At 68.1% G+C, this 21,752-nt stretch carries 20 protein-coding genes and 1 riboswitch; of the genes, 8 read left to right on the top strand and 12 right to left on the bottom strand.

Annotation, left to right across the window (positions count from 1 at the left end; all coding sequences use genetic code 11):
- Positions 1-21: 21 nt before the first annotated feature.
- Together ASG59_RS01715 and ASG59_RS01710 are read right to left on the bottom strand one after the other, a co-directional pair.
- A complete protein-coding gene (locus ASG59_RS01715) occupies positions 22-855 on the bottom strand; it encodes a flagellar motor protein MotB (RefSeq protein WP_056406592.1) in 834 nt (277 codons plus the stop codon).
- Positions 856-873: 18 nt separating this feature from the next.
- The gene (locus ASG59_RS01710) at positions 874-1,647 is read right to left on the bottom strand and encodes a MotA/TolQ/ExbB proton channel family protein (RefSeq protein WP_055884418.1); all 774 of its coding nucleotides are present in this window, start codon (positions 1,645-1,647) and stop codon (positions 874-876) included.
- 280 nt (positions 1,648-1,927) lie between these two features.
- On the opposite strand from ASG59_RS01710, the gene ASG59_RS01705 reads away from it, so the two are divergent.
- Positions 1,928-3,709 (top strand): glucan ABC transporter ATP-binding protein/ permease, encoded by a 1,782-nt coding sequence (locus ASG59_RS01705; RefSeq protein ID WP_056284610.1) that lies wholly within the window; start codon positions 1,928-1,930, stop codon positions 3,707-3,709.
- Between the two features lie 48 nt (positions 3,710-3,757).
- Here the strand turns inward: ASG59_RS01705 and ASG59_RS01700 are convergent, their stop codons facing one another.
- Both ASG59_RS01700 and ASG59_RS01695 read right to left on the bottom strand, forming a co-directional pair.
- Positions 3,758-4,561 (bottom strand): transglutaminase family protein, encoded by an 804-nt coding sequence (locus ASG59_RS01700; protein ID WP_056406589.1) that lies wholly within the window; start codon positions 4,559-4,561, stop codon positions 3,758-3,760.
- Between the two features lie 129 nt (positions 4,562-4,690).
- A complete protein-coding gene (locus tag ASG59_RS01695) occupies positions 4,691-5,608 on the bottom strand; it encodes a YihY/virulence factor BrkB family protein (RefSeq protein ID WP_055884402.1) in 918 nt (305 codons plus the stop codon).
- A 155-nt stretch (positions 5,609-5,763) separates the two neighbouring features.
- Here ASG59_RS01695 and ASG59_RS01690 point away from each other — a divergent pair, with 155 nt between their 5' ends.
- Both ASG59_RS01690 and ASG59_RS01685 read left to right on the top strand, forming a co-directional pair.
- Positions 5,764-6,642 carry a DMT family transporter gene (locus ASG59_RS01690; protein ID WP_056406719.1) on the top strand — a complete coding sequence of 293 codons (879 nt, stop codon included), beginning with the start codon at positions 5,764-5,766 and terminating at the stop codon, positions 6,640-6,642.
- A 121-nt stretch (positions 6,643-6,763) separates the two neighbouring features.
- The gene (locus ASG59_RS01685; RefSeq protein ID WP_055884400.1) at positions 6,764-8,446 is read left to right on the top strand and encodes an acyl-CoA dehydrogenase family protein; all 1,683 of its coding nucleotides are present in this window, start codon (positions 6,764-6,766) and stop codon (positions 8,444-8,446) included.
- Between the two features lie 125 nt (positions 8,447-8,571).
- Here the strand turns inward: ASG59_RS01685 and ASG59_RS01680 are convergent, their stop codons facing one another.
- Positions 8,572-9,810 carry a glycosyltransferase family 4 protein gene (locus ASG59_RS01680; RefSeq protein ID WP_056406587.1) on the bottom strand — a complete coding sequence of 413 codons (1,239 nt, stop codon included), beginning with the start codon at positions 9,808-9,810 and terminating at the stop codon, positions 8,572-8,574.
- Positions 9,811-10,068: 258 nt separating this feature from the next.
- Between ASG59_RS01680 and ASG59_RS01675 the strand changes: the two genes are divergently transcribed.
- Entirely contained in the window at positions 10,069-10,995 is a 927-nt protein-coding gene (locus ASG59_RS01675) for a histone deacetylase family protein (RefSeq protein WP_056284620.1), read from the top strand.
- A 106-nt stretch (positions 10,996-11,101) separates the two neighbouring features.
- Positions 11,102-12,301 (top strand): MFS transporter, encoded by a 1,200-nt coding sequence (locus ASG59_RS01670; RefSeq protein WP_056406585.1) that lies wholly within the window; start codon positions 11,102-11,104, stop codon positions 12,299-12,301.
- A 328-nt stretch (positions 12,302-12,629) separates the two neighbouring features.
- On the opposite strand, the gene ASG59_RS20215 is transcribed toward ASG59_RS01670, so the two are convergent.
- Entirely contained in the window at positions 12,630-13,601 is a 972-nt protein-coding gene (locus ASG59_RS20215) for a WcbI family polysaccharide biosynthesis putative acetyltransferase (protein WP_162245426.1), read from the bottom strand.
- Positions 13,602-13,717: 116 nt separating this feature from the next.
- On the opposite strand from ASG59_RS20215, the gene ASG59_RS01665 reads away from it, so the two are divergent.
- Positions 13,718-14,041: a hypothetical protein gene (locus ASG59_RS01665; RefSeq protein WP_056406583.1), complete on the top strand. Its 324-nt coding sequence runs from the start codon at positions 13,718-13,720 to the stop codon at positions 14,039-14,041.
- A gap of 106 nt (positions 14,042-14,147) precedes the next feature.
- On the opposite strand, the gene ASG59_RS01660 is transcribed toward ASG59_RS01665, so the two are convergent.
- Entirely contained in the window at positions 14,148-14,771 is a 624-nt protein-coding gene (locus ASG59_RS01660) for a sigma-70 family RNA polymerase sigma factor (RefSeq protein WP_244472405.1), read from the bottom strand.
- A 332-nt stretch (positions 14,772-15,103) separates the two neighbouring features.
- Entirely contained in the window at positions 15,104-15,523 is a 420-nt protein-coding gene (locus ASG59_RS01655; RefSeq protein ID WP_056406581.1) for a flagellar biosynthesis repressor FlbT, read from the bottom strand.
- A 239-nt stretch (positions 15,524-15,762) separates the two neighbouring features.
- Here ASG59_RS01655 and ASG59_RS01650 point away from each other — a divergent pair, with 239 nt between their 5' ends.
- Entirely contained in the window at positions 15,763-17,430 is a 1,668-nt protein-coding gene (locus tag ASG59_RS01650) for a flagellin (RefSeq protein ID WP_056406579.1), read from the top strand.
- A gap of 170 nt (positions 17,431-17,600) precedes the next feature.
- Here the strand turns inward: ASG59_RS01650 and ASG59_RS01645 are convergent, their stop codons facing one another.
- The 3 genes from ASG59_RS01645 to flaF all read right to left on the bottom strand — a co-directional run bounded on the left by ASG59_RS01645 (position 17,601) and on the right by flaF (position 20,895).
- Positions 17,601-17,975, bottom strand: a complete 375-nt coding sequence (locus tag ASG59_RS01645; protein ID WP_082494565.1) for a hypothetical protein — start codon at positions 17,973-17,975, stop codon at positions 17,601-17,603.
- 211 nt (positions 17,976-18,186) lie between these two features.
- A complete protein-coding gene (thiC, locus tag ASG59_RS01640; RefSeq protein ID WP_055884372.1) occupies positions 18,187-20,079 on the bottom strand; it encodes a phosphomethylpyrimidine synthase ThiC in 1,893 nt (630 codons plus the stop codon).
- Positions 20,080-20,162: 83 nt separating this feature from the next.
- Positions 20,163-20,267, bottom strand: a riboswitch (TPP riboswitch).
- A 268-nt stretch (positions 20,268-20,535) separates the two neighbouring features.
- On the bottom strand, positions 20,536-20,895 hold the full coding sequence (gene flaF / locus ASG59_RS01635) for a flagellar biosynthesis regulator FlaF (protein WP_055884369.1): 360 nt from the start codon (positions 20,893-20,895) through the stop codon (positions 20,536-20,538).
- A gap of 224 nt (positions 20,896-21,119) precedes the next feature.
- On the opposite strand from flaF, the gene ASG59_RS01630 reads away from it, so the two are divergent.
- Entirely contained in the window at positions 21,120-21,377 is a 258-nt protein-coding gene (locus ASG59_RS01630; RefSeq protein WP_055884366.1) for a hypothetical protein, read from the top strand.
- Between the two features lie 178 nt (positions 21,378-21,555).
- Here ASG59_RS01630 and ASG59_RS20860 read toward each other — a convergent pair whose 3' ends face one another.
- Positions 21,556-21,708 carry a hypothetical protein gene (locus ASG59_RS20860; RefSeq protein WP_200944234.1) on the bottom strand — a complete coding sequence of 51 codons (153 nt, stop codon included), beginning with the start codon at positions 21,706-21,708 and terminating at the stop codon, positions 21,556-21,558.
- Positions 21,709-21,752 lie beyond the last annotated feature (44 nt).

Below are 21,752 nucleotides of genomic sequence, written 5' to 3'. Positions count from 1 at the left end.
TGGGCGTCGGCGGCGGCGGCCTCAAGGGATCCCCTTGGTCCACGGCGTCGGAGCCGATTCGCTGAGCAGGGTCACCGTCACCCTCCGGTTGGCGGAGAGGTAGGGGTTGTCGGGAAACAGCGGCTCGGTGTCGGCCTTGCCGCTGACGGAGGCGAAGCGATCGTCGGGCACGCCGGCATTGGCGAGGATCTCGCGCACGGTGATGGCGCGGTTGGCCGAGAGTTCCCAGGGCGGAACCGACGTGCGGGCGCCGGGGCGATCCGTGGCGGTGAAGCCGGTGATCGCGATACGGTTGGCCATCCGCCGCAGGGTCGGCGCCAGCTTTTCGAGGAGGCGGCGGGTGCGGTCGTTGGGCCGGCTCGACCCGTCCGGGAACATCGAGGCGCCGTCCTGGTCGACGAGCGTCAGGTCGAGGCCGCGCTGGGTCGGCGTGACGATGATGTTCTTCGACAGTTCGGCGACCTCCGGCATGTCCTGCAGCGCCTGGCGCAGGCTGGCGGCGGCCAGGCCCGCTCCGTCGCGATAGCCCGCATCCGGGATGCCCTCTTCCTGGATGGCGTCGGTTCCGGGCGGTGTCGGGCGGTCGGTGGCGTTCTCGGGGGCGATGTCACGCAGGTTCTTGACGCGCTGCGCGCTCGGCAGCCCGTCCTTCTCGATGATGCCGGCGAAGCGCGATTCCTTGGTCGTGCCGAAGGCGTCGCGCATCGAGCCGGCCACCATCTGCAGCTTCTTCTGGTCCTGCGTCGAATAGGCGGCGATCATGACGAAGAAGCTCATGAGCAGCGCCATCAGGTCGGCGAAGGTCACGAACCAGCCGTGGCCGCCGTGCGCGCCGCCGCGCTTCTTCTTGGCCACCGCCGCCTCCCGTGGTCGTCAGGCCGCTTCGGCCGAAAGGTCTTCGCGGTGGTTGTGCGGCAGGTAGGCGATCAGCATCTCGCGCACGAGCGAGGAGCTCTTGGCGTCGCGGATGAGCAGGATCCCGTCGATGATGAGGGAGCGCGAGACGTCCTCCTCCTCGAGCTTCATGTGGAGCTTGTCGGCCAGCGGCAGCGTGATCGCGTTGGCGAGCAGCGCCCCGTAGAGGGTGGCGAGCAGCGCGGTCGCCATGGCGGGGCCGAGCTTCGAGGGATCGGACATGTTGGCGAACATCGTCACCATGCCGAGGATGGTCCCGATCATGCCCCAGGCCGGGGCGCAGTCGCCGAACGCCCGGTAGATCTTCGAGCCCTCGTCGAGGTGCATGAGAAAGTTGTCCCGGTCGCGCTCCATCGTGTCGCGGATGAACTCGCGGTCGTAGCCGTCGGCGATGTAGCGGGCGCCCTGGGCGAGGAACGGGTCGGAGATCTCCATGCTCTCGAGGGCCATCGGGCCGGACTTGCGCACCACGTCGGCGATCTTGGTGATCTCTTCGATGAGGTCGCGCGGCTTGATCGCCCGCATGGTGAAGGCGTAGCGCAGGCCCATCGGCAGGCCGTGGGCGATCGTCGAGAACGGGAAGCGCATCATCGTCGCGGCGGTGGCGCCGCCGAAGATCACGATCACCGCGTGCTTGTCGAAATAGGCGGCGAAATTGCCGCCGTCGATCATGATCAGGACGAAGACGGTCGCGATTCCGCCGAGCAGACCGACAGCGGTTGCGAGATCCATGGCGGGCAAACCTGAGCGACGGAGACGCGCCGGAAACGGACGCCGGGCGTAAGCCCCGTGCACAGACTTAGGTGGACGCGGTGAACGAACCGTAAAATCGGTGGCGCCGCGCCTGGGAATCGTGTCATTCGCCGTTCAGGGAGAGGCTGCGATAAGCCGATCAGCACCGAGGCTAAGCCGTTCCGCCGACAGCGGACCGCCGATCCGCAGGTGCCGCGTACAGGCACAAGGTCCCGCACGAACGGGGGCCGCCAAAATCGGCTTCGGAGCACACGTCATCATGTCGTTGGTTCGTCTCTACGCCCGGGTCATGGGCCTTTTGGGCGCCGACAAGCGGCTCGCCGTCTTCCTGGCCGCCGCCAACGTGGCGCTGGCCGTGGCCGCCTTCGTCGAGCCGTTGCTCATGGGCCGGATCATCGACAAGCTCACCCATCTGAACAAGGATTCCGACGCTTTTGCGACCCTGCTGCCCCTGGTGGCGGCCTGGGTCGGCTTCGGCCTGTTCACCATCGCGGCCGGTGTCGCCATCGCGCTCCACGCCGACCGGCTGGCCCACCGCAACCGCCTCTCGGCGATGGCCAACTACTTCGAGCACGTCCTCGAGCTGCCGCTCGCCTTCCACTCCTCGAACCACTCCGGGCGCGTCCTCAAGGCGATGCTGGAGGGCACGAACGGCATGTCATGGCTGTGGCTCGGCTTCTTCCGCGACCATTTCGTCGCCATCGTCTCCCTCGGCGTGCTGCTGCCGCTCACCCTGTTCGTCAACTGGCAGCTCGGCGGCATCCTCGTGGTGCTGGTCCTGGTCTTCACCGTGCTGACCACCCTCGTCATCCGCCGCACCGAAACCCTGCAGGGCAAGGTCGAGGCCTACCAGTCGGGCCTGGCCGAACACGCCTCCGATGCGCTGGGCAACGTCGCGGTCATCCAGTCCTTCACCCGCGCCAAGGCCGAGAAGGATGCGATGCACGGCATCATCCGCAACCTGCTCGCCGCGCAGATCCCGGTCCTGTCGTGGTGGGCTCTGGCCAACGTCGCCACCCGCGCCTCCGCCACGCTGACGATGACCGCGATCTTCATCACCGGCATCGTGCTGCACCAGCACGGGATGGCCAGCGTCGGCGAGGTCGTTGCCTTCATGAGCCTGGCCACCATGCTGGTGTCGCGCCTCGACCAGGTCGCCTGCTGCATCAACGGCCTGTTCCAGCAGATGCCCAAGATCGCCGAGTTCTTCGAGATCCTCGACACGGCGCCCGCCGTCCACGACCGGGCCAACGCCCGCCAGGTCGCCCGCTTCGAGGGCGAGGTCTCCTTCGACAACGTCGGCTTCTCCTACACCCCCCGCCGCAAGGCCGTGGAGGAGGTCTCCTTCACCGCCCGCGCCGGCGAGACCGTGGCCCTGGTCGGCACCACCGGCTCGGGCAAGTCGACGACGCTGGGCCTGCTCCACCGCGCCTTCGATCCCGACCACGGCGCCATCCGCATCGACGGCATCGACATCCGCGACATCGGCCTGTCGTCCCTGCGCCACAACATCGGCGTGGTGTTCCAGGAGCCGATGCTGTTCGCCCGCTCGATCCGCGAGAACCTACAGGTCGGCCGCCCCGACGCCACCGACGCCGAGATGCTCGACGCCCTCGACCGGGCTCAGGCCACCGAGTTCATGGACCGCCAGCTCGACGGCCTCGACACGGTGATCGGCGAGCGCGGACGCTCGCTCTCGGGCGGCGAACGCCAGCGCCTGTCGATCGCCCGCGCACTCTTGAAGAATCCGCCGGTGCTGATCCTCGACGAGGCCACCAGCGCGCTGGACGCCACCACCGAGCGCAAGCTCCAGGGTGCCCTGGAAGCCGTGATGGAGGGCCGCACGACCTTCGTCATCGCCCATCGCCTCGCCACGATCCGCAACGCCGACCGCATCCTCGTCTTCCACGAGGGCCGGATCGTCGAATCGGGGAGCTTCGACGCGCTGGTCGCGCAGAACGGGCGCTTCGCGGACCTCGCCAGGGCGCAGTTCATGGCTGGCGCCCACGAAGCCGACGACGCCCTGCCGCTGGCGGCCTGATCCGCGTCCCCGATCCCTTCCCCTCTGCGGGGGAGGGGTTTTTCGCGGTCACACCTCCTCCGCCCACACGCGGAACAGCGTCAGCCGGTTCGGCCCGAAGGTGTGGGTCAGCGGCACGTCGGCCGCGTCGCGTCCCCTGGCGACGAGGATGCGGCCCTGCCGGGCCGCGTTGTTGCGCGGATCGAAGGTGTGCCAGGCCCCGCCGAGATATACCTCGATCCAGGCGGCGAAATCCCCCGGCGGATGCGGCTCGGGCTCGCCGATGAAGCTGAGATAGCCGGTGCAGTAGCGCGTCGGGATGTTGAGGGCCCGGCAGAACGCGACGCTGAGATGCGCGTAGTCGCGGCAGACGCCGCGACCCACCGCCAGGGCATCGGTGGCTGTGCGGTCGACGCGGGAATAGTCGTAGCCGAAGGCGATGTGGTCGTGGACCCAGTCGCACACCGCCTGCACCCGTGCCCAGCCGGCGGGCGTATCCCCGAACAGCCGCCAGGCCTCGTCCGACAGGAGGTCGGACTCGCAGTAGCGGCTGGCCACCAGGAAGGGCAGGGTCTCGGGCGGAAGCTCCTCGACCGCATGCTGGTTCGCCTGCGCCACCACCGGATCGTGGGCGCCGTCGTCTTCCATCACGGATTCGACGGTCAGGGTCAGGAAGCCGGCCGGGGCCACGAGGCGGGCGCAGCGGTTGCCGAAGGGATCGAGGAAGGCCTGCAAGGGTACGTCCGCGTCGGTCCGCAGGTCGTCGGGGACGACGAGGGTGCCGCGGCAATCGGGATGCGAGGTCAGCCGCGCGATCAGCGGGGTCGGATAGGCGAATTCGTAGCCCATCTCGCAGCCGAACCGGATCCGCATGCCGTCACCCCTTGCCAGCCATCCGCGACGGCCCGCCCGTCTCATGCCCGCACCCCGGGCAGGAGGCTAGGACGCGCAGGTCACAGGCGAATGTCGGATGGTGGATCGCGCGTGACCGGACGCCGCGCATCAGGGCGGCGGCGCCTCCCGGGCCTGATCCTCCGGCTGATCCAGCGCCCTGTTCCGTCGTGCCTGCATCCGTGCCTGTAGCCTTCGCCGCCGCGCTGCAATGACGGTGCCATTGATCTCGCCGCCGAACAGGAACATTGCGGCCAGCCAGTACAGGAAGACGAGGAACACCATGGCCGTGGCCAGTCCCCCGTAGGTGGAGGCGTAGGCCGTCGAGAACCGGTCGAGGTAGAAGCCGAAGCCGAGGCCGGCGAGGAACCACAGCAGCAGCGTCACCGCCACGCCCGGCAGCACCGCCAGCACCGGCCGGCGCCCGGTGGCGACGAACTTGTGGGCGATGATGAGCACCGCGGCGATCAGGGTGGCGGTGATGCCGATGCGGCCGATGGCGACGGTGAGCCCGAGGGGCTCGAGGCCGGGGACGAACTTGATCAGGGTTCGCCACAGCAGCGGCCCGAGCACCACCAGCAGCGCGAAGGCGAGCATCGCGAAGGCGCCGCACACGACGTAGCCGATCGATTCGAGCCGGGTCAGCCACCACGGCCGCGATTCGCGCAGGCCATAGGCGCGGTTGAGCCCGACCCTCAGGCTCTCGACGCCGGAGGAGGAAAAGTAGAGCGCCAGCACCGCGCCCACCGTCAGCACGCCGCCGCGCTGCTCGGTGAGCACCCGGTGCATCTCTCCCACGATCGGCTTGGCGACCTCCCTCGGCCAAGCGTCGAAGATCAGCACGCCGGCCTCGTCGGCGAGCGATTTCGTGCCGAACAGGCCGGCGACAGCCGCCAGCAGGATCAGGAACGGGAACAGGGAGGTCAGGCTCGACAGCGCGATGTGACTGGCGATCGCCCAGCCGTCGTGGATCACGAAGCGCTGGGCGGCGATCGCCGCGATGCTGAGGCTGGTGCGCAGGCGGCTCACGGGCAGGCGACGTCTCCTGACGGGATGTCATGGCCCCCTCTAAACGCCAGGGCGGGCGACAGGGCAACGTCCACCGCGGAAAACGAGCGGGCGCATGGGCCGGCGGCGCCCGGCCGGGTTGTGTTCGGGCGCCCGCTATGGTGCCTGCCGGCATCATGTCAAACGCCTCGGCCGCCCGCGCCGCCATCCCCGGGCTCTTCGTCCTGATCTGGGCGACCGGCTTCATCGCCGCCCGCTTCGTGGCTCCCCATGCCGAGCCGCTGACCTTCGTCGCGGTGCGGGTGGTGGCGGTGTCGCTGGTGCTCGCCGGTATCGCCGCCACCCTCGGCGCGCGCTGGCCCAGAGGCCCGGCCGAATGGCGCGACGCCATGGTCGCGGGGCTTCTGATGCAGGGGCTCTACGTGATCGGGGTGTTCTGGTCGATCAAGAACGGCCTGCCGGCCGGCATCGCCGCTCTCGTCGGCAGCCTGCAGCCGCTGCTGACGGCGATGTTGGCGCGGCCGCTCCTGCGGGAACGGGTGAGTTCCCGCCGTTGGTCCGGCATCGGGCTCGGGTTTTCCGGGGCGATCCTGGTGTTGGCCCCCAAGATCGGCGTCGCCGGCGAGGCCGGCATCCCGGTCCTGCCCCTGGCGGCCTGCCTCGGGGCGATGGTGGCGATGACGCTGGGCACCCTCTGGCAGAAGAGCCATGCGGTCGATGTCGATCTCCTGAGCAACGCCACGGTCCAGTTCGTCGGCGCCTCCCTGCTGGCGGTGCCGGTCGCCCTCCTGTTCGGGGACGGGCGCTTCGACGCCTCGCTGCCGCTCTGGGCCGGGCTCGCATGGTCGGTGCTCGTCAATTCGGTGGCGGGCATCCTGCTGCTGCTGGTGCTGATCCGGCGCGGGGCTGTGGCCGGCGTCGCATCCCTGTTCTTCCTGGTGCCGCCGGTCTCCGCCGCCATGGCCTACGGCCTCTACGGCGAGGCCCTGAACGTCGTGCAGATGGCCGGAATGGCGGTGGCCGCGGCCGGTGTGGCCATCGCCAGTCGCGGATGAGCGCGACATCATGAAGTATACCACATCGAATTCCATCGACTGCGGCGAGACGCCTCTACAGAGGCGCCGATCGTGCCTATAATGACAGGCAGCATAAGACTTTTGCGAAGGAAGAATCCCCATGTCCGCATCGCCCGCCGTCACGATCGAACCTCAGGACTTCCTGACCCTCGCCCGGGAGGCCGGTGAGGCCGCCAAGGGGCTCGTCTCCGAGGCGACCCGCCGCGTCCGCACCCGGGTCCTGTCCGGCGAGGGCAAGATCTCGGCGGAGATGATGGAAGCCGAGCAGCACGCCACCCACGGCCTCGCCTGGATCGCCGTCTATGCCGAGGGCGTGCGCGAGCTCGCCGCCTACGCCGCCCGCCTCACCGAGACGGGCGAATTCGGCGAGACCGAATCCCTGCTCGTGAAGATCGGCATCGGCGAATACCTCGACCAGATGTTCTCCGGCATTCCGATGAGCCAGGGCGAAATGGTGCGTCCCACCGGCTCGCTCGGCCTGACCGCCCGTGAGGTCGCCAAGTTCCGCACCGGCGCCGTCGAGTCCCTGATCGCGGAAGGCAATACGGCCGAGAACCGGGCCGCCCTCGTCGCCCGCATCCGCGACAACGGCGGTTCGGCCACCATCGGCAAGTCCGGCCTCGACGAGGACATGGAAGCGATCCGCTCCGAGATGCGCCGCTTCGGGCTGGCCGAGGTCGTGCCCCACGCCCACGAGTGGCACAGCCAGAACGCCTACATCCCGATGGAGATCGTCACCAAGATGGCCGAGCTCGGCGTCTTCGGCCTGACGATTCCCGAGGAGTACGGCGGCATGGGCCTGCCCAAGATCTCCATGTGCGTGGTCTCCGAGGAATTGTCCCGCGCCTACATTGGTGTCGGCTCGCTCGGCACCCGCTCGGAGATCGCCGCCGAGCTGATCCTGTGCGGCGGCACCGAGGAGCAGAAGCACCGCTTCCTCCCGGGCATCGCGTCCGGCGACACGCTCCCCACCGCCGTGTTCACCGAGCCGAACACCGGCTCCGACCTCGCGTCCCTGCGCACCAAGGCCGTCAGGGACGGCGACGTCTGGAAGATCTCGGGCAACAAGACCTGGATCACCCACCCCGTGCGCGCCGACATCATGACCTGTCTGGTGCGCACCAAGCCCGAGGAGAAGGGCCACCGCGGCCTCTCGCTCCTCATCGCCGAGAAGCCGCGCGGCACCGACGAGGAGCCCTTCCCGGTCCAGGGCCTGTCGGGCGGCGAGATCCACGTGCTTGGCTACCGCGGCATGAAGGAATACGAGCTCGCCTTCGACAACTTCGAGGTGCCAGCGGCCAACCTGCTCGGCGAAGTCGAGGGCAAGGGCTTCGCCCAGCTCATGCAGACCTTCGAATCCGCCCGCATCCAGACCGCGGCCCGTGCCGTCGGCGTGGCGCAGAACGCCCTCGACCTCGGCCTGCGCTATGCCGAGGACCGGGTCCAGTTCGGCAAGGCGCTGATCAACTATCCGCGCGTGGCCGACAAGATCGCGATGATGGCGGTGGAGATCAACATCGCCCGCCAGCTCACCTACTTCTCGGCCCGCGAGAAGGACGAGGGCAAGCGCTGCGATCTCGAGGCCGGGATGGCCAAGCTGCTCGGCGCCCGCGTTGCCTGGGCGGCGGCCGACAACGCCCTGCAGATCCACGGCGGCAACGGCTTCGCCCTCGAGTATCAGATCAGCCGGGTGCTGTGCGACGCGCGCATCCTCTCGATCTTCGAGGGTGCCGCCGAGATCCAGGCCCAGGTCATCGCCCGCCGCCTGCTCGAAACCGCCTGAGGCGGGCTTCGGATCGTCGTAGACGGCTCTTCGACGGTCCTTCACCGACCATCCCGTCTCCCCTGGCAGTCGCCCTGGGAGGCGGGCACGAAACCTCCGGGCCCGCGACACCGGCCGGATCGCCTTCAGACGGCGGCCGGTCGGCGCCCTGCTGCGACGTCCCCGATCAGTTGCAGATGCCGGGGCAGGCAGACCGATGCGAGGTCGTAGCCCAGCGCGGTCCGGCGTGCGGCCGCACGAAGGCCCCGATGTCCCTGTGGATCGGCCAGCAGCGCCACCACCGCCTCCGCGATCGCGCCCGGCGAGAAGAAGTCCACCAGCAACCCGTTCTCCCCGTGCCGCACCAGTTCCTCCACCGGCGGCGTCGCCGAGCCGACGACGGCGCAGCCGACCGCCATCGCCTCGATCAGCGACCAGGACAGGACGAAGGGATAGGTCAGGTAGACATGCGCCGCCGAGACCTGGAGCAGGTTCAGGAACACCGCGTGCGGGATGCGCCCGACGAAATGCACCCGTGAGAGATCGAGGGCGTCCTTGACCTCGTCGAGATAGGCGTCGCGGTGGCTGCGCCCGTCGGCTCTCGGCCGTCCGTAGCTGGTGCCGTTGCCGCCCACGATGATGACGCGGGCCTTGGGGCGCCGCCGCAGGATCTCCGGCAGCGCCCGCATGAAGATGTGATAGCCGCGGTAGGGCTCGAGGTTGCGGCTGACGAAGGTGACGACCTCGTCGCCCGGCGAGAGCGTCGGGCCCTCGGTGTTGAGCCGGATCGTCGCCGAGGGGTTCGGCGACGCAACGCCGGTATCGATCCCGTCGTGGATCACGCTGACCTTTTCGCGGTAGGCGGGCGGAACCTGGCCGGCCTGCCACCGCGTCGGCGAGACCAGCCAGTCTGCCTGGTCGTAGGCCAGGAGATGGGGCGCGTTCTTGACGGTCACCTCGAAGCGGGACGCTTCGCCGTCCATGGGGAACTCGGGATCGAACCCGACGTCGGCACCCGCGAGCCGGTAGTGGAACTCGGCGAACCCGAGCATCCTGGCCGCGGGCCAGACATCCTTCAGGAACAGCGTCTCGCCCCAGCCGGGATGACCGCAGATGACGTCGGGCGAAAATCCCTGCGCCTTGAGCGCCAGCCCGGCGCGGGCCGCGGCCTCGCCGCGCAGGACCTTGGTCTCGAAGTTCCGGGCGAGGGGATGGATCCCCTCCGTGGGATGCGCCTTGATCCCGTAGCGCAAGGCGTTCACGCCGGGCAGCGCCGGCGCCTCGTTCATGCCGAGCGCCACCACCGCGTGGCCCTGGGCCGCCAGGGCGGGTGCCACGTGACGGTACTGGCCGGGAAAGTTCTGGTGAACGAAGAGGGCGCGCATGGGCAGGCGGGTTCCGGTTGCCGGCGTCGTGTCGGAGCATGAGCCGGCTCCGGCCTTTCCGGCCGAGCCGGCGGCCCGGACAGGAAGCGGTTCGCGCCGGGCTCGCCCGCACGCCGTGAAATCATGCCTCAAGCGACGGCGGCGGGACAATTCCCGTCGGCGGCGAGAAACCCGGGGCGATGCGGTTGCGCCGGTCCGGTCTGGCGCCCCGCGATCGGTCTGGCATATGGTATTCCAAGAGATCGAGAGGATGTTCGGATGACGGTGCTGTTCCACCACGCGGCCGCCTTGGCCCATCGCACGCCGCACGGCCACCCCGAACGGCCCGAGCGCATGCAGGCGGTGCAGGACGCGCTCGCCGGCCCGGACTACGCCGGCCTCGACCGGCGCTCGCCGGAACCGGCCACCCTCGAGACGGTGATGCTGGCCCATCCCGAGGCCTGGGTGCGGGATCTCGTCCGCTCGGCACCGGCGGACGGGCTCGTCCACCTCGACGGGGATACCGTGCTCTCGCCCGGCACCATCGACTGCGTGCTGCGCGGCGTCGGCGCGGCGGTGACCGGCGTCGACCTCGTGATGACCGGGGCCGCCAGGAACGCCTTCAGCGCCATGCGGCCGCCGGGCCACCACGCCGAGCGCACTAAGGCGATGGGGTTCTGCATCTTCAACAACGCGGCCATCGCCGCCCGCCATGCCCAGAAGGTCCACGGGGCCGAGCGGGTCGCCATCGTCGATTGGGACGTGCACCACGGCAACGGCACCCAGGACATCTTCTGGTCTGACCCCTCGGTGCTGTTCGGCTCGACCCACCAGATGCCGCTCTATCCGGGCAGCGGCGCGGTCTCCGAGACCGGCGAGCACGACACGATCGTGAACGCGCCGCTGCGGCCCTTCGCGGACGGGGACGCCTTCAAGGAGGCCTTCGAGAGCCGCATCCTGTCGCGCCTGAAGGCGTTCCAGCCCGACCTGATCGTGATCTCGGCGGGGTTCGACGCCCATTGGCGCGATCCCCTGGCGAACCTGATGCTGGAGGCCGAGGATTTCGCCTGGGCGACGCAGAGGGTGATGGAGATCGCCGACACCGCCTGCCAGGGCCGGATCGTCTCGGTGCTCGAAGGCGGCTACGACCTCAAGGGGCTCGGCGATTCCGTCGCCGCGCATGTGGCGGTGCTGATGAAGGGATGAGGGAGCGCCGCGCGCCGGTCATGCGACCCGCCGCCTCGACAGGGCGGCGCCTTTCACGGCATCCCCGGTCGCGCCATCCCGCCCCTCGATCACGACCGCCGTCCGCATGACCGCCGCCCCGCCAGCGACCTCCTCCGCCACCCGCCTGATCGTGATCCTGTCGGTGGCGGGCTTTGCCAGCACCTTCGCGGGTCGCTCCATCGAGCCGCTGGTGGGAGTGCTGGCGCGCGATCTCGCCAGCGATCCCCATACCGTGGCGCTGCTCTCCACCGCCTTCGCGCTGCCCTATGCCCTGATCCAGCCGGTGCTGGGGCCGCTCGGCGACGGCCTGGGCAAGGAGCGCATCGTCGCAATCTGCCTCGGCGTCCTGGCACTGGCGCTGGGCTGCTGCGCGCTGGCTCCGGACATCGCGAGCCTGTTCTGGCTGCGCATCCTCGCCGGGGCCGCGGCCGGTGGAGTGGTGCCCCTCGCCCTGGCGCTGATGGGCGACCGCATCGCCCTCGCGCACCGCCAGGTCGCCATCGGCCGCTTCCTGGTGGCTGTGATCCTCGGACAGCTCTCGGGCTCGACCTTCGCCGGCCTGATCGAGGCGACGGTCGGCTGGCGCGGTGTCATGGCCATCACGGCCGCGGTCGCGGTGGCCGCCGCGGCGGCGGCTCTGTTCGGGTTCGACCGGACCGCCGCCGCCCCGCCCCGGCGCGTCGGCGTTCGCGAGGCGGTGGCGCGCTACCGGACCATCGTCGCCATTCCCCGGGCGCGGGTGCTGTTCGCCGCCGTCTTCGTCGAGGCGATCGCGGTGTTCGGCATCTTCCCGCACCTGGCGCCGCTGCTGGAGGCGCGCGGGGAGGGTGGCCCGCGCGAGGCCGGGCTGGCGCTGGCGGGCTTCGCCGCCGGCGGCCTGATCTATTCCGCCTGCGTCGGGCTGTTCGTGCGCCACCTCGGCCTGTCGCGGATGCTCATGGCGGGTGGGACCATCTGCGCCGGGGCGCTCCTCGTCATCGGGATGGCCTCGCGCTGGCAGGTGGATGCCGCCGCCCTCGTGGCGTTGGGCCTCGGCTTCTACCTGCTGCACAACAGCTTCCAGGTGCAGGTGACGGAGGTGGCGCCGACGGCGCGCGCCTCGGCCGTGGCGCTCCACGCCTTCTCGTTCTTCTGCGGCCAGGCGCTGGGCGTGGCGATCCTGGGCGGCGCGCTCCAGGCTCTCGGGCAGTTCGCCTCGCTCGGCCTTTGCGCCCTCGTCACCCTCGGCCTCGGCCTCGTCACCGCCCGGCTCCTGGGGCGACCCACGCCGATGAAGATGCCGTGAACCTGGCCTACCACTTCCGGTTAATCGCGTCGTGATGCGGACGTGGGTTCGCTCGGGCGCCGCCCCGCCAGACCCTCGCGACCGTGGCGGCGGAGACTTGAACGACACGACCTTCGACGGCACGCCCGACCTCCCGTGGGTCGGCGGCCGCTGAGTCGGATGCGCGCGCCGGCACCCTCACGGGCGCGCGGATCGAGGGCGGCCATTCCCCGGATGTGGCGGACGACGGACGGCTGCCGGCGGCATCCTCCTGAGGATCGATGCTCTCGCCGAACGGGATGTTCGGACGGCGGGAACACCGGAACCGAAGGCGGCACCAGGATTCAGATTACCGGGGCCACTGCGCCGCGTTGCCGAATTTGGCCAGCGAGTCCTTGATGACGGGCAAGTGGATAGACTCATCCTTCATGACCGGCAGGTTCATGAACTTGTCCTTCGGAACCCGGGAAAAGGCCTCGTACTCCAGCTGCACGAACTCCTCCAATCCGTAGACGCGACCCGGCCTATCCCCAACAGACGTCGATTTGAAGAAGTACGATCCATCGAATGATAGGTTGTTGTGCCGGGCTATCTCAGGATAAACGGGATAAATTGTCGAACTTGCTAGAAAATTCGGGACCGTGTTGACGTCCATTTGCCAACCACTTCTGCGAGCCAATCTCATATTTTCCAGATAATGGGCAATCTTATCGATAAAGGGCACAAATATACGAGAAGATGGATGGTTATGCGAAAAAAAGCATACACCATCGCTAATGAGCCCTCGCATTTCCTGCTCGAACCCTATGTCGACAAACTGCTCCCTGCGCCGAAGTTCCAGGAACGAATTTTCGCACTCGTCGAAGTAGCCGAGGACGTCGTATGCGCCGCGCTGGTAAAGACCGATCGCTTCGTTCGCCGGCAATCCGGACGCAAAGGCCAGAGTAGCGATTAGGCTATGATAATCGCCGAGCGGCCCCTGTATTCTTGCGCCCATATGGCCAATATAGGACACGTCAGGGTGAAGGCCCGTGAAAACAATATTCGTGATAAAAACGACCGGGATCGGGTAGAAAGATTCGACGATCCGAGCCGCCGAAAATTCCTCGAACTTATCAGATAGGGGAATTGTGATAACAAACGCATAATCGCGCTTATTTGCAATAAAATTTGCCTGTATCTCGCTAATATCGGCCGGTCGCGTCGTATGTACACCATACGAATCGACAACGATTTGATCCAGCACCCAGGTTAATCCATGCTTTAAAGGCTGTACTTGGCAATTGCCAATTACCAGGCACCTTTTGGTCGCATTGGACATATTTGCAATTGTGCCCCTTCGACCGAGATGCGATCTGCTTCGCGGCACTTTGTGGGGCTTGGGTCTATGGATTTGCCCCGGTCAAAGCAAGCCGCGCGCCCCCGCCGCCAGTCAAGATGAGGTGCTCGTGGACCGTCGACACCAAGACGATCGAGGCCGCCGCCGACAAGGGCTTCGCGCTCAAGGTCGGCGGCGTGGCCTTGCCGATCGCCAGCGTGACCGTCTCTGCCAATCTCGTGCGGGTCGTCCCCGTCGCGATGCCGGCCGCCGGCACGCCGGTCGAGGTCTCCTACGCCTTCTACGGCCGGCCCGACGTTCCGCCCGGAACCCACGCGGGAGCCTGGGGCAACGTCAAGCGCGTCGGTCCACCCTCCTTCTACTTCCAGGGCGAGACCGTGGACACCTGGCTGTGCGCCCACAAGGCGGTGACCTCCGCGTGAGGATTGCGCCGGTGTCCGCAGTCGCCAGCGGACGGCCCGGTCGGACCGGCATCAGACCCCGTGGACGCAATCGCCGGACGTCCGTCGACGACAGCGGCTTTCCCGATCAGACCGAGCGCAAGCTCGCCTGTCCGCCGTGGTCGGTGTCGTGCCGGATCGCGGAGCGCACGAGGCCGTCCGGGCCGATCTCGTCGGCGGTGTAGCCGAGAACGTCGGCGAGGCGCTCGCGGGCGCGCCAGAGGCGGCTCTTCACCGTGCCGATTTTGCAGCCCATCGCCTTGGCCGTTTCCTCGTAGCTCAGGTTCTCGATGGCCACGAGGGTCAGGGTCCGCGCCATGTCGGGCGGCAGGGTGGCGATCGCCGTGGTCATGTCCTGCAGGTCGAGGCGTCCGCCCTGGGAGGGGAGGGTGACCAGACGCGCGGCATAGGCGCCGTCGCCGTCCTCGACCTCGTTGGCGCGCTTGCGCTGCCCGGAATAGAAGGTGTTGCGCATGATGACGCTGAGCCAGGCCGGCAGGTTGGTGCCGCTCACGAACTGGGCTCGGTACTTCCAGGCCCGCAGCAGCGTGTCCTGCACCAGATCCTCGGCGCGGCCGGGATTCTTGGTGAGCGACAGGGCGAAGCGGTGCAGGAGCTTCATGTTCTCCTGCAGGCCCTGGCGGATCTCCTGCGCGAGGCGCTCGTCGGAGCCCCGCGCCAGCGCGGTCTCCAGTTCGGCGAGAAGGGCCACCACCCGCTCGGAGGGGGTCCAGGCGGCATCGCAATAGACGTCCCGCAGGGACGCGCCGAGATGGAGCCGGATGGAGGCGGGCAGGCCGGGGCGGAGTTTGCGTGACGGTTCGATGGGAGACGCTCCCGACGCTGGCCAGGGGCGATCGGGCGACGCGCCGACCCAAGACGGCCCGTCCCTTCACACGTCCCCGTGACTGGGACAGGTCTGGGCAAAACGCCGGCCGCGCGCATCAACACACGTTATGGCGAGCGGGCTTCTGCGGACCGCGCAGGCGATTCGCGGGTACACCCATCGCCCGTTACCCGGGGAGGGACGCACCTCGATCCCGGTCAGGTCTCGTCGGCCGGCGAATCGGGCTGCGCCTTGGACAGCCGCTCGGCGAGGCTGGCCTCGTAGGCCACGAGGTCCTTGCCGCGCTTGAGCGCCCGGTAGAAATCGCCCGCCTCGATCTGCGCATGGATGTCGCGGATGAAGGGCGCCATGCTCGGCACCATCGCCATCACCTCGCTCGCCTGCGCGACGAACAGGTTCTCCGGTCCGCTCGGATCGTCGGCGAGGTAGAGGACCGTCAGCGTGAGGTAGAGGCGCTTGCAGGCGGTATCGGCCTCGCGCTCGGTGATGATGTCGCTCTCGCGCAGGAATTTCGTGACCGTCTCGATGACGAAGCTCGAGCGCCGCGAGCCGTTGCGGATCGCCGCGCCGCCGATCAACAGCCGCTCGAACGGCTTGAGTTCGATCTTGAGGGGCATGGTCCGGATCTCCGCTGGAGCCGGACCATCGTGGCTTATGGTTAACGAACGATAAAGATCGCTCTCGTGCGTCCGGCGCAAGTGCCTGAACAGTAAGAGATCCATTGCGACCGGGCGTAATTCGCAGCCGCTTGCAATCTCTTGTTGACCTCGCCGCTTAAGCCCTTCGCAACTCCGGCGTGGTTTGTTGGCCTGGCTCCCAAAACAGGGGGCTCACCGATCAGAATGGATCACACACCATGTCTTCAGGCGTCACCCTCACCGCTGCCACCCGCCAGAACCTGCTCTCGCTGCAGGGCACCGCGGACCTCCTGTCCAGCACCCAGAACCGCCTCTCCACGGGCAAGAAGGTGAACTCGGCGCTCGACGATCCGACGAGCTTCTTCACCTCGCAGTCCCTCTCGGGCCGCTCGGGCGACCTCGGCGCGCTCATCAACGGCATCTCCAACGGCGTCCAGACCATCCAGGCCGCCAACCAGGGCATCACCTCGATCCAGAAGCTGGTCGATTCGGCCAAGTCCACCGCCAACCAGGCGCTGGCCGATAAGAGCGCGACCACCAGCGGCACCCCCGCCACCGCAGCCGTGCTGACCGCCGGCGTCGGCTACCAGGGCAGCAGCACCGCGGCCACCGACGGCACCCAGAATTTTTCGGGCTCCAACAGCCTGGTCTTCACCGTCGCCGGCGGCAGCACCGCCAGTGCCGCCACTCCCTCGACGATTACCCTGAACGCCACCACCCTCGCCGGCCTGACCAGCGACCTCTCGAAAGTCAGCGCCGACACCATCGTGACGGCGATCAACAACCAGCTCGCCAACGACGCCGTGCCGTCGGGTGTCACCGCCTCGAAGTCCACGGACGGGCGGATCGTGTTCACGGCAACCGACACCGGTGCGGATTCCGCCGTGAGCCTTACCGGCGTCTCGGGTGACCGCGACATCGGTTTTGGCACCGGTGCCGCCGCCACGACGCAGACGGCGAGCGGATCTGATGCTGCGAACGGTGCGAAGGCCGCCGTGGTATCCGGCGAGACGATCGCTGCCACGATCGATCTGTCCGGCGCCACCTCTCCGACCTTCGAGATCCAGCTCGGTTCCGGCGCCAAGAAGACCATCACCGTCGCCGACGGTGCGACCGCCGCTTCCACGAGTCAGGCTGAAATCGCGACGTCGATCAACGCCCAGCTCAACGCCGATACCGGTTTTGCCGGGAAGGTCTCGGCGTCGTTCGTCGACAACCGGCTTACCTTCACGACGGTCGGGACTGGTTCCTCGGAGAAAGTCAGCGTCGGAAACGCAGCCGGTGTCGACCTCGGCTTCGGCACGGCCGGTTTGACCGCGGCGGCGAAAGTCGGCTCGGGTGAAGGCTCGGCCAGCGGTGCCAACGCGACCCGGACCTCGCTGGCCAAGCAGTTCAACACCCTGCTCGACCAGATCACGCAGCAGGCCAAGGACTCGAGCTACAACGGCATCAACCTGCTCTACCGCAGCGGCTCCGACGCGTCCGAGAACTCCCTCAAGGTCACCTTCAACGAGACAGGCTCGTCGAGCCTCAACATCGAAGGCGCCAAGCTCGACTCCGAGGGCCTCGGCCTGACCGCGGCCACCGGCGGCTTCCAGTCGGATGCCGAGATCAACGACGCGCTGAAGGCCATCACGCTCGCCACCAGCCAGCTGCGCGCCCAGTCCTCGACCTTCGGCTCCAACCTCTCGGTGGTGCAGAACCGTCAGGACTTCTCGAAGAACCTGATCAACATCCTCGATACCGGCTCGGCCAACCTGACGAACGCGGACCTCAACGAGGAAGCCGCCAACTCCCAGGCCCTGTCGACCCGCCAGTCGATCGGCATCTCGGCCCTCTCGCTCGCCAACACCGCGCAGCAGGGCATCCTCCAGCTCCTCCGCTAAGGGAGCCAACCTGGGCGACCGCTCCCTCGGGGGCGGCCGCCCTTCGGCAGCGAACGGGTCGTCGCGGCGCAGGCCACGGCGGCCCTTTCGTCGTCCGCAACCTCCGAGACACGACATGGCGAAACGGCCGGGGCGCGAAGCCCCGGCCGTTTCGCGTCGAGGGGTCGGTGTCAGGCGGTCCGGTCGAGGGGTCGCTCGCCGACTTCGCTGCGGGCGGCCGCCACGGCGGCGTAGGCCCTGGCCTTCAGTACCACCGGGTCCGGCAGCTGCACCACCACATCGCCGGAGCCAGGGTCCACCAGCTGGTAGACGAGGGTCTTGGTGTCCTGGTCGACGGTGACCCGCCGTTCGGTGCGTTCGGCCTCGACCTCCACCGGCCGGTTCTCCGCAACCGGTGAGGCGGGGTTCGAAATCGGCCGGATGTCCAGCCGCACGGCGGGCTGGAGCGGCGCGGCTGCCGGCGCATCCGCCGCCTTGACGGGCACAACCGGTGCCGGCGCCGCCGTTCTGATCGGCGTCGTCGCCGTCACCTCGGAAATATTCATCGCCCGCCCTCCTGAGCCGGTCGCGGCATGCAACCAGAAACGACGGGGCTCCTGAATCGAACCTTAAGATGCGCGCCGCACGAACAGATGAGCGGGGGCACCCTGAAGAAACCGACACAAGAAGGCGTCGATTTTTAAGGATTCGGAACGGGCATCATGCCTCGGTGATGGGTTCGAGGATGCGCGAACACCCTCGAACCGACCGCGACGACTACTCCGCCGCGTCGACGTAGAGCTTGCCGCCCTCTTCACGGAATTCGGCCGATTTGGCCGCCATGCCGGCCTCGCGCTCCGCCTCGCTCAAGGAGGCTGCCTCTCCCAGCACCTGCCCCGCCGCCTCCATCGCCAGCACCTCGGCGCGCAGGTCCTGCGTGATCTTCATCGAACAGAATTTCGGCCCGCACATCGAGCAGAAATGCGCGACCTTGTGGGCGTCCTTGGGCAGGGTCTCGTCGTGGTAGGCGCGCGCCGTGTCCGGGTCGAGGGAGAGGTTGAACTGGTCCTCCCAGCGGAAGTCGAACCGGGCACGGCTGAGGGCGTCGTCGCGCAGCTGCGCCGCCGGGTGGCCCTTGGCGAGGTCGGCGGCATGGGCCGCGATCTTGTAGGTGATGACGCCGGTCTTCACGTCGTCGCGGTTGGGCAGCCCGAGATGCTCCTTCGGGGTGACGTAGCAGAGCATGGCGCAGCCGAACCAGCCGATCATGGCGGCACCGATGCCCGAGGTGATGTGGTCGTAGCCCGGCGCGATGTCGGTGGTCAGGGGCCCCAGGGTGTAGAACGGCGCCTCGCCGCACTCGGTGAGCTGCTTTTCCATGTTCACCTTGATCTTGTGCATCGGCACGTGGCCGGGGCCCTCGATCATGGTCTGGCAGCCCTTGTCCCAGGCGATCTTGGTGAGTTCGCCGAGCGTCTCCAGTTCGGCGAACTGGGCCGCGTCGTTGGCATCCGCGATAGAGCCGGGGCGCAGACCGTCGCCGAGCGAGAACGAGACGTCGTAGGCCCTCATGATGTCGCAGATCTCGTCGAAGCGCTCGTAGAGGAACGATTCGCGGTGCCCGGCCAGGCACCAACGCGCCATGATCGAGCCGCCGCGGCTGACGATGCCGGTGACGCGGCGCGCGGTGAGCGGCACGTGGGCCAGGCGCACGCCGGCATGGATGGTGAAATAGTCGATGCCCTGCTCGGCCTGCTCGATGAGGGTGTCCTTGAAGACTTCCCAGTCGAGCTTGAGCGGGTCGCCGCCGACCTTCTCGAGGGCCTGGTAGATCGGCACCGTACCGATGGGCACGGGCGAGTTGCGCACGATCCAGGAGCGGATGTTGTGGATGTTGCGGCCCGTCGACAGATCCATCACCGTGTCGGCGCCCCAGCGGGTCGCCCAGACCAGCTTCTCGACCTCTTCCGCCGCCGACGAGGTCACGGCCGAGTTGCCGATGTTGGCGTTGATCTTGACGAGGAAGTTCCGGCCGATCGCCATCGGCTCCACCTCGGGGTGGTTGATGTTGGCCGGGATGATGGCCCGGCCCCGTGCCACCTCTTCGCGCACGAACTCGGGGGTGATGAAGGCGGGCAACGCGGCGCCGAAGCTGTTGCCGTCGCTGAGCGCGGCCTGCGCGCCCTCCAGCATGGTCTCGCGGGCGAGGTTTTCGCGGTGGGCGACGTAGATCATCTCCTCGGTGACGATCCCGGCGCGGGCGAACTCGTATTGCGTCACCATCTGGCCGGGCGCCGCCTTGCGGATCTCGCGGGTCGCCGGGCAGGGGGCGACCAGCTTGTCCTCGGGCACGAAGCCGTTGTCCTCTGGCTTGACGGCACGCGGTGTCACCGTGGCGTAGCCGCGCTTGGCGATCCACGGCTCGCGCACCCCGGGCAGACCCTGGTTCAGGTCGATCCGCGCATCCGTCTCGGTATAGGGGCCCGATGGATCGTAGACCCGGACGGGGGCCTCCTTGGGATCGCTGAGCCCGATCTCGCGGAACGGCACCCGGATCTCGGGGTGGCCCGCGACCGCTGCGTAGACCTTGCGCGAACCGACGATCGGTCCGGTGGTCACCGCCTGTGGCTGGCGCTGGGGAAGATCCTTGGGAAGAACGGGTGCATTCATGGGGGCGGCTCCTGGCGCTGGAGGCGACCCGCATTCGTCGACGACATCAGGCGGCGCGGCGACAGGGTCCATAGAAGCCCGATGCGCCGTCTCGTTCCCGTCCCTCCGCCGGTACGAACCGGATCAGGTTCAAGGGTCAGGGCGAGAAGCCCAATCTCAGCCCGGCACGGGCTCCCCTCGGAACGACCCAAGGGTCGGGCTTGCGCGGTCGTTTGTCAAATCCCCCGACCCGGCCATCCTCACGGGTCGGCTGACCGAACCGCCGGTTCGGCGTCGCGGGCTCAGGTCCCGGGTCGCCACGGCCCATGACGAACGCGCAGCGGGCGGCCGCGACGAGTCTCCGATCTCGTCGACGAAATCCACCTTCTCGTGACGACGCTTTCGACCGAGCAGACGATGACCGTGCGGAACGGAGCCCAAGCTCGCATCGACCGCCGGACGCCATCGGCGTGTGGATCAGGTGCGCAGGCCGGCGGCGATCTGGTGGTTGATGTTGATCAGCGCCGAGAGCTTCTCGGCCTTCGGGTCGACGAGGGTATCGATCATCCGGCGGAAGACGAACACCGACAGCTGGGCGATGTTGGTCTTGATGTCGGCTGGCAGCGGGCTCTCGGGAGCGGTGGCCGCACCGGCGATGATCGTCCAGACCTTCTGGTTGAAGTTGAGCGCCTCGCTGAGCCCGCCCGACAGGTTTGTCCAGTCGCCCTGGATGGCCTGGAGCCGGCCGGCGGCCTTGATGAGGACGGCGGCTTCGGCCTCCCGCGGGGTCATCGCGGTCCGGGAAACCTTGGCGTAGGCACTGGCACCGTAACTCATCGTGGTCCTCGCTGCGGCGGCGCGGTCCCGATTCCGGATCGCGGGGCGTCAGCTAGACAGTCTTGTGTTAACACCCGGTAATCGCCGCCGCTGGGCATCGTGACGGTGGGTACCGTCTTGCCGTCAGCGCCGTCCTGCCGCAATGCCGCCGGGAAACTCGGCAAAGGCATGTGGCGGAATCCGCGCGCTGGCCTGTCGCGACGGGACTCGGGACCCACGCCGGCATGATGAACTTTATCCTGGGGACGATCGCGGGCGGATTGATCGCCTGCATCGCGACGATCGCGGCGGCGCGTCATCCGGAAGTACAGCAGCGCCTCGGCCTCGTTCCGGCGGTGCCGGCACTGACCCTGGCAGCGGGCCCTCAGCGGACTGAGGCCCCCTGCGCTCCCTCATCGGGCAAGGGAACGGCAGAGGCGACGGTCGGCCAGACCGACATGCTGTTCTCGCGGCGCCGCTTCTGGTTCGTGGCGCCGCACTGAGCCGCTCTTCTACACCGTCGCCCGGCTCATTTTCGACGGCCCGGTTCGAGGGCCGGGAATGCCGACCCTCCTCTCATCCGAAATCCGTTCCTTCGCGTCACGCCGAGGATGTGGACGTCGCTCGGGCGCCGCACGGGCTGGGCGATGCGGCTCCCGCTCGCATTACCCGATAATCGTATCAGTAGGCGCTGAGCAGAAACATCAGCATGGTCGTGGCGACCGTGGTGCTGAGAAAGCCACACATCGCAGCGGCGAGGGATGGGCCGGTCTGCGTGCGATCGACATCGCTGGTGAGCATGGCGAGGTCGCTGGAGGAGGTGATGGTCTTCATGACGGCTGGCTTTCGGGATGACCGGTCGTGGGGCTTTGTCGAGG

Origin of the sequence: Methylobacterium sp. Leaf466, from assembly GCF_001425565.1 — a bacterium.
Lineage (GTDB): Bacteria > Pseudomonadota > Alphaproteobacteria > Rhizobiales > Beijerinckiaceae > Methylobacterium.
This window is presented reverse-complemented; position numbering and strand designations above follow the sequence as displayed.

Excerpts from the sequence above, each read along its gene's own strand:
- ASG59_RS01650 (WP_056406579.1), top strand. The coding sequence starts at position 15,763 with ATGTCTTCAGGCGTCACCCTCACCGCTGCCACCCGCCAGAACCTGCTC.
- ASG59_RS01705 (WP_056284610.1), top strand. The coding sequence starts at position 1,928 with ATGTCGTTGGTTCGTCTCTACGCCCGGGTCATGGGCCTTTTGGGCGCC.
- ASG59_RS01700 (WP_056406589.1), bottom strand. The coding sequence starts at position 4,561 with ATGCGGATCCGGTTCGGCTGCGAGATGGGCTACGAATTCGCCTATCCG.
- ASG59_RS20215 (WP_162245426.1), bottom strand. The coding sequence starts at position 13,601 with ATGTCCAATGCGACCAAAAGGTGCCTGGTAATTGGCAATTGCCAAGTA.
- ASG59_RS01690 (WP_056406719.1), top strand. The coding sequence starts at position 5,764 with ATGTCAAACGCCTCGGCCGCCCGCGCCGCCATCCCCGGGCTCTTCGTC.
- ASG59_RS01645 (WP_082494565.1), bottom strand. The coding sequence starts at position 17,975 with ATGAATATTTCCGAGGTGACGGCGACGACGCCGATCAGAACGGCGGCG.
- ASG59_RS01710 (WP_055884418.1), bottom strand. The coding sequence starts at position 1,647 with ATGGATCTCGCAACCGCTGTCGGTCTGCTCGGCGGAATCGCGACCGTC.
- ASG59_RS01665 (WP_056406583.1), top strand. The coding sequence starts at position 13,718 with ATGAGGTGCTCGTGGACCGTCGACACCAAGACGATCGAGGCCGCCGCC.
- ASG59_RS01630 (WP_055884366.1), top strand. The coding sequence starts at position 21,120 with ATGATGAACTTTATCCTGGGGACGATCGCGGGCGGATTGATCGCCTGC.
- ASG59_RS01675 (WP_056284620.1), top strand. The coding sequence starts at position 10,069 with ATGACGGTGCTGTTCCACCACGCGGCCGCCTTGGCCCATCGCACGCCG.
- flaF (WP_055884369.1), bottom strand. The coding sequence starts at position 20,895 with ATGAGTTACGGTGCCAGTGCCTACGCCAAGGTTTCCCGGACCGCGATG.
- ASG59_RS01685 (WP_055884400.1), top strand. The coding sequence starts at position 6,764 with ATGTCCGCATCGCCCGCCGTCACGATCGAACCTCAGGACTTCCTGACC.
- ASG59_RS20860 (WP_200944234.1), bottom strand. The coding sequence starts at position 21,708 with ATGAAGACCATCACCTCCTCCAGCGACCTCGCCATGCTCACCAGCGAT.
- ASG59_RS01670 (WP_056406585.1), top strand. The coding sequence starts at position 11,102 with ATGACCGCCGCCCCGCCAGCGACCTCCTCCGCCACCCGCCTGATCGTG.
- thiC (WP_055884372.1), bottom strand. The coding sequence starts at position 20,079 with ATGAATGCACCCGTTCTTCCCAAGGATCTTCCCCAGCGCCAGCCACAG.
- ASG59_RS01655 (WP_056406581.1), bottom strand. The coding sequence starts at position 15,523 with ATGCCCCTCAAGATCGAACTCAAGCCGTTCGAGCGGCTGTTGATCGGC.
- ASG59_RS01680 (WP_056406587.1), bottom strand. The coding sequence starts at position 9,810 with ATGCGCGCCCTCTTCGTTCACCAGAACTTTCCCGGCCAGTACCGTCAC.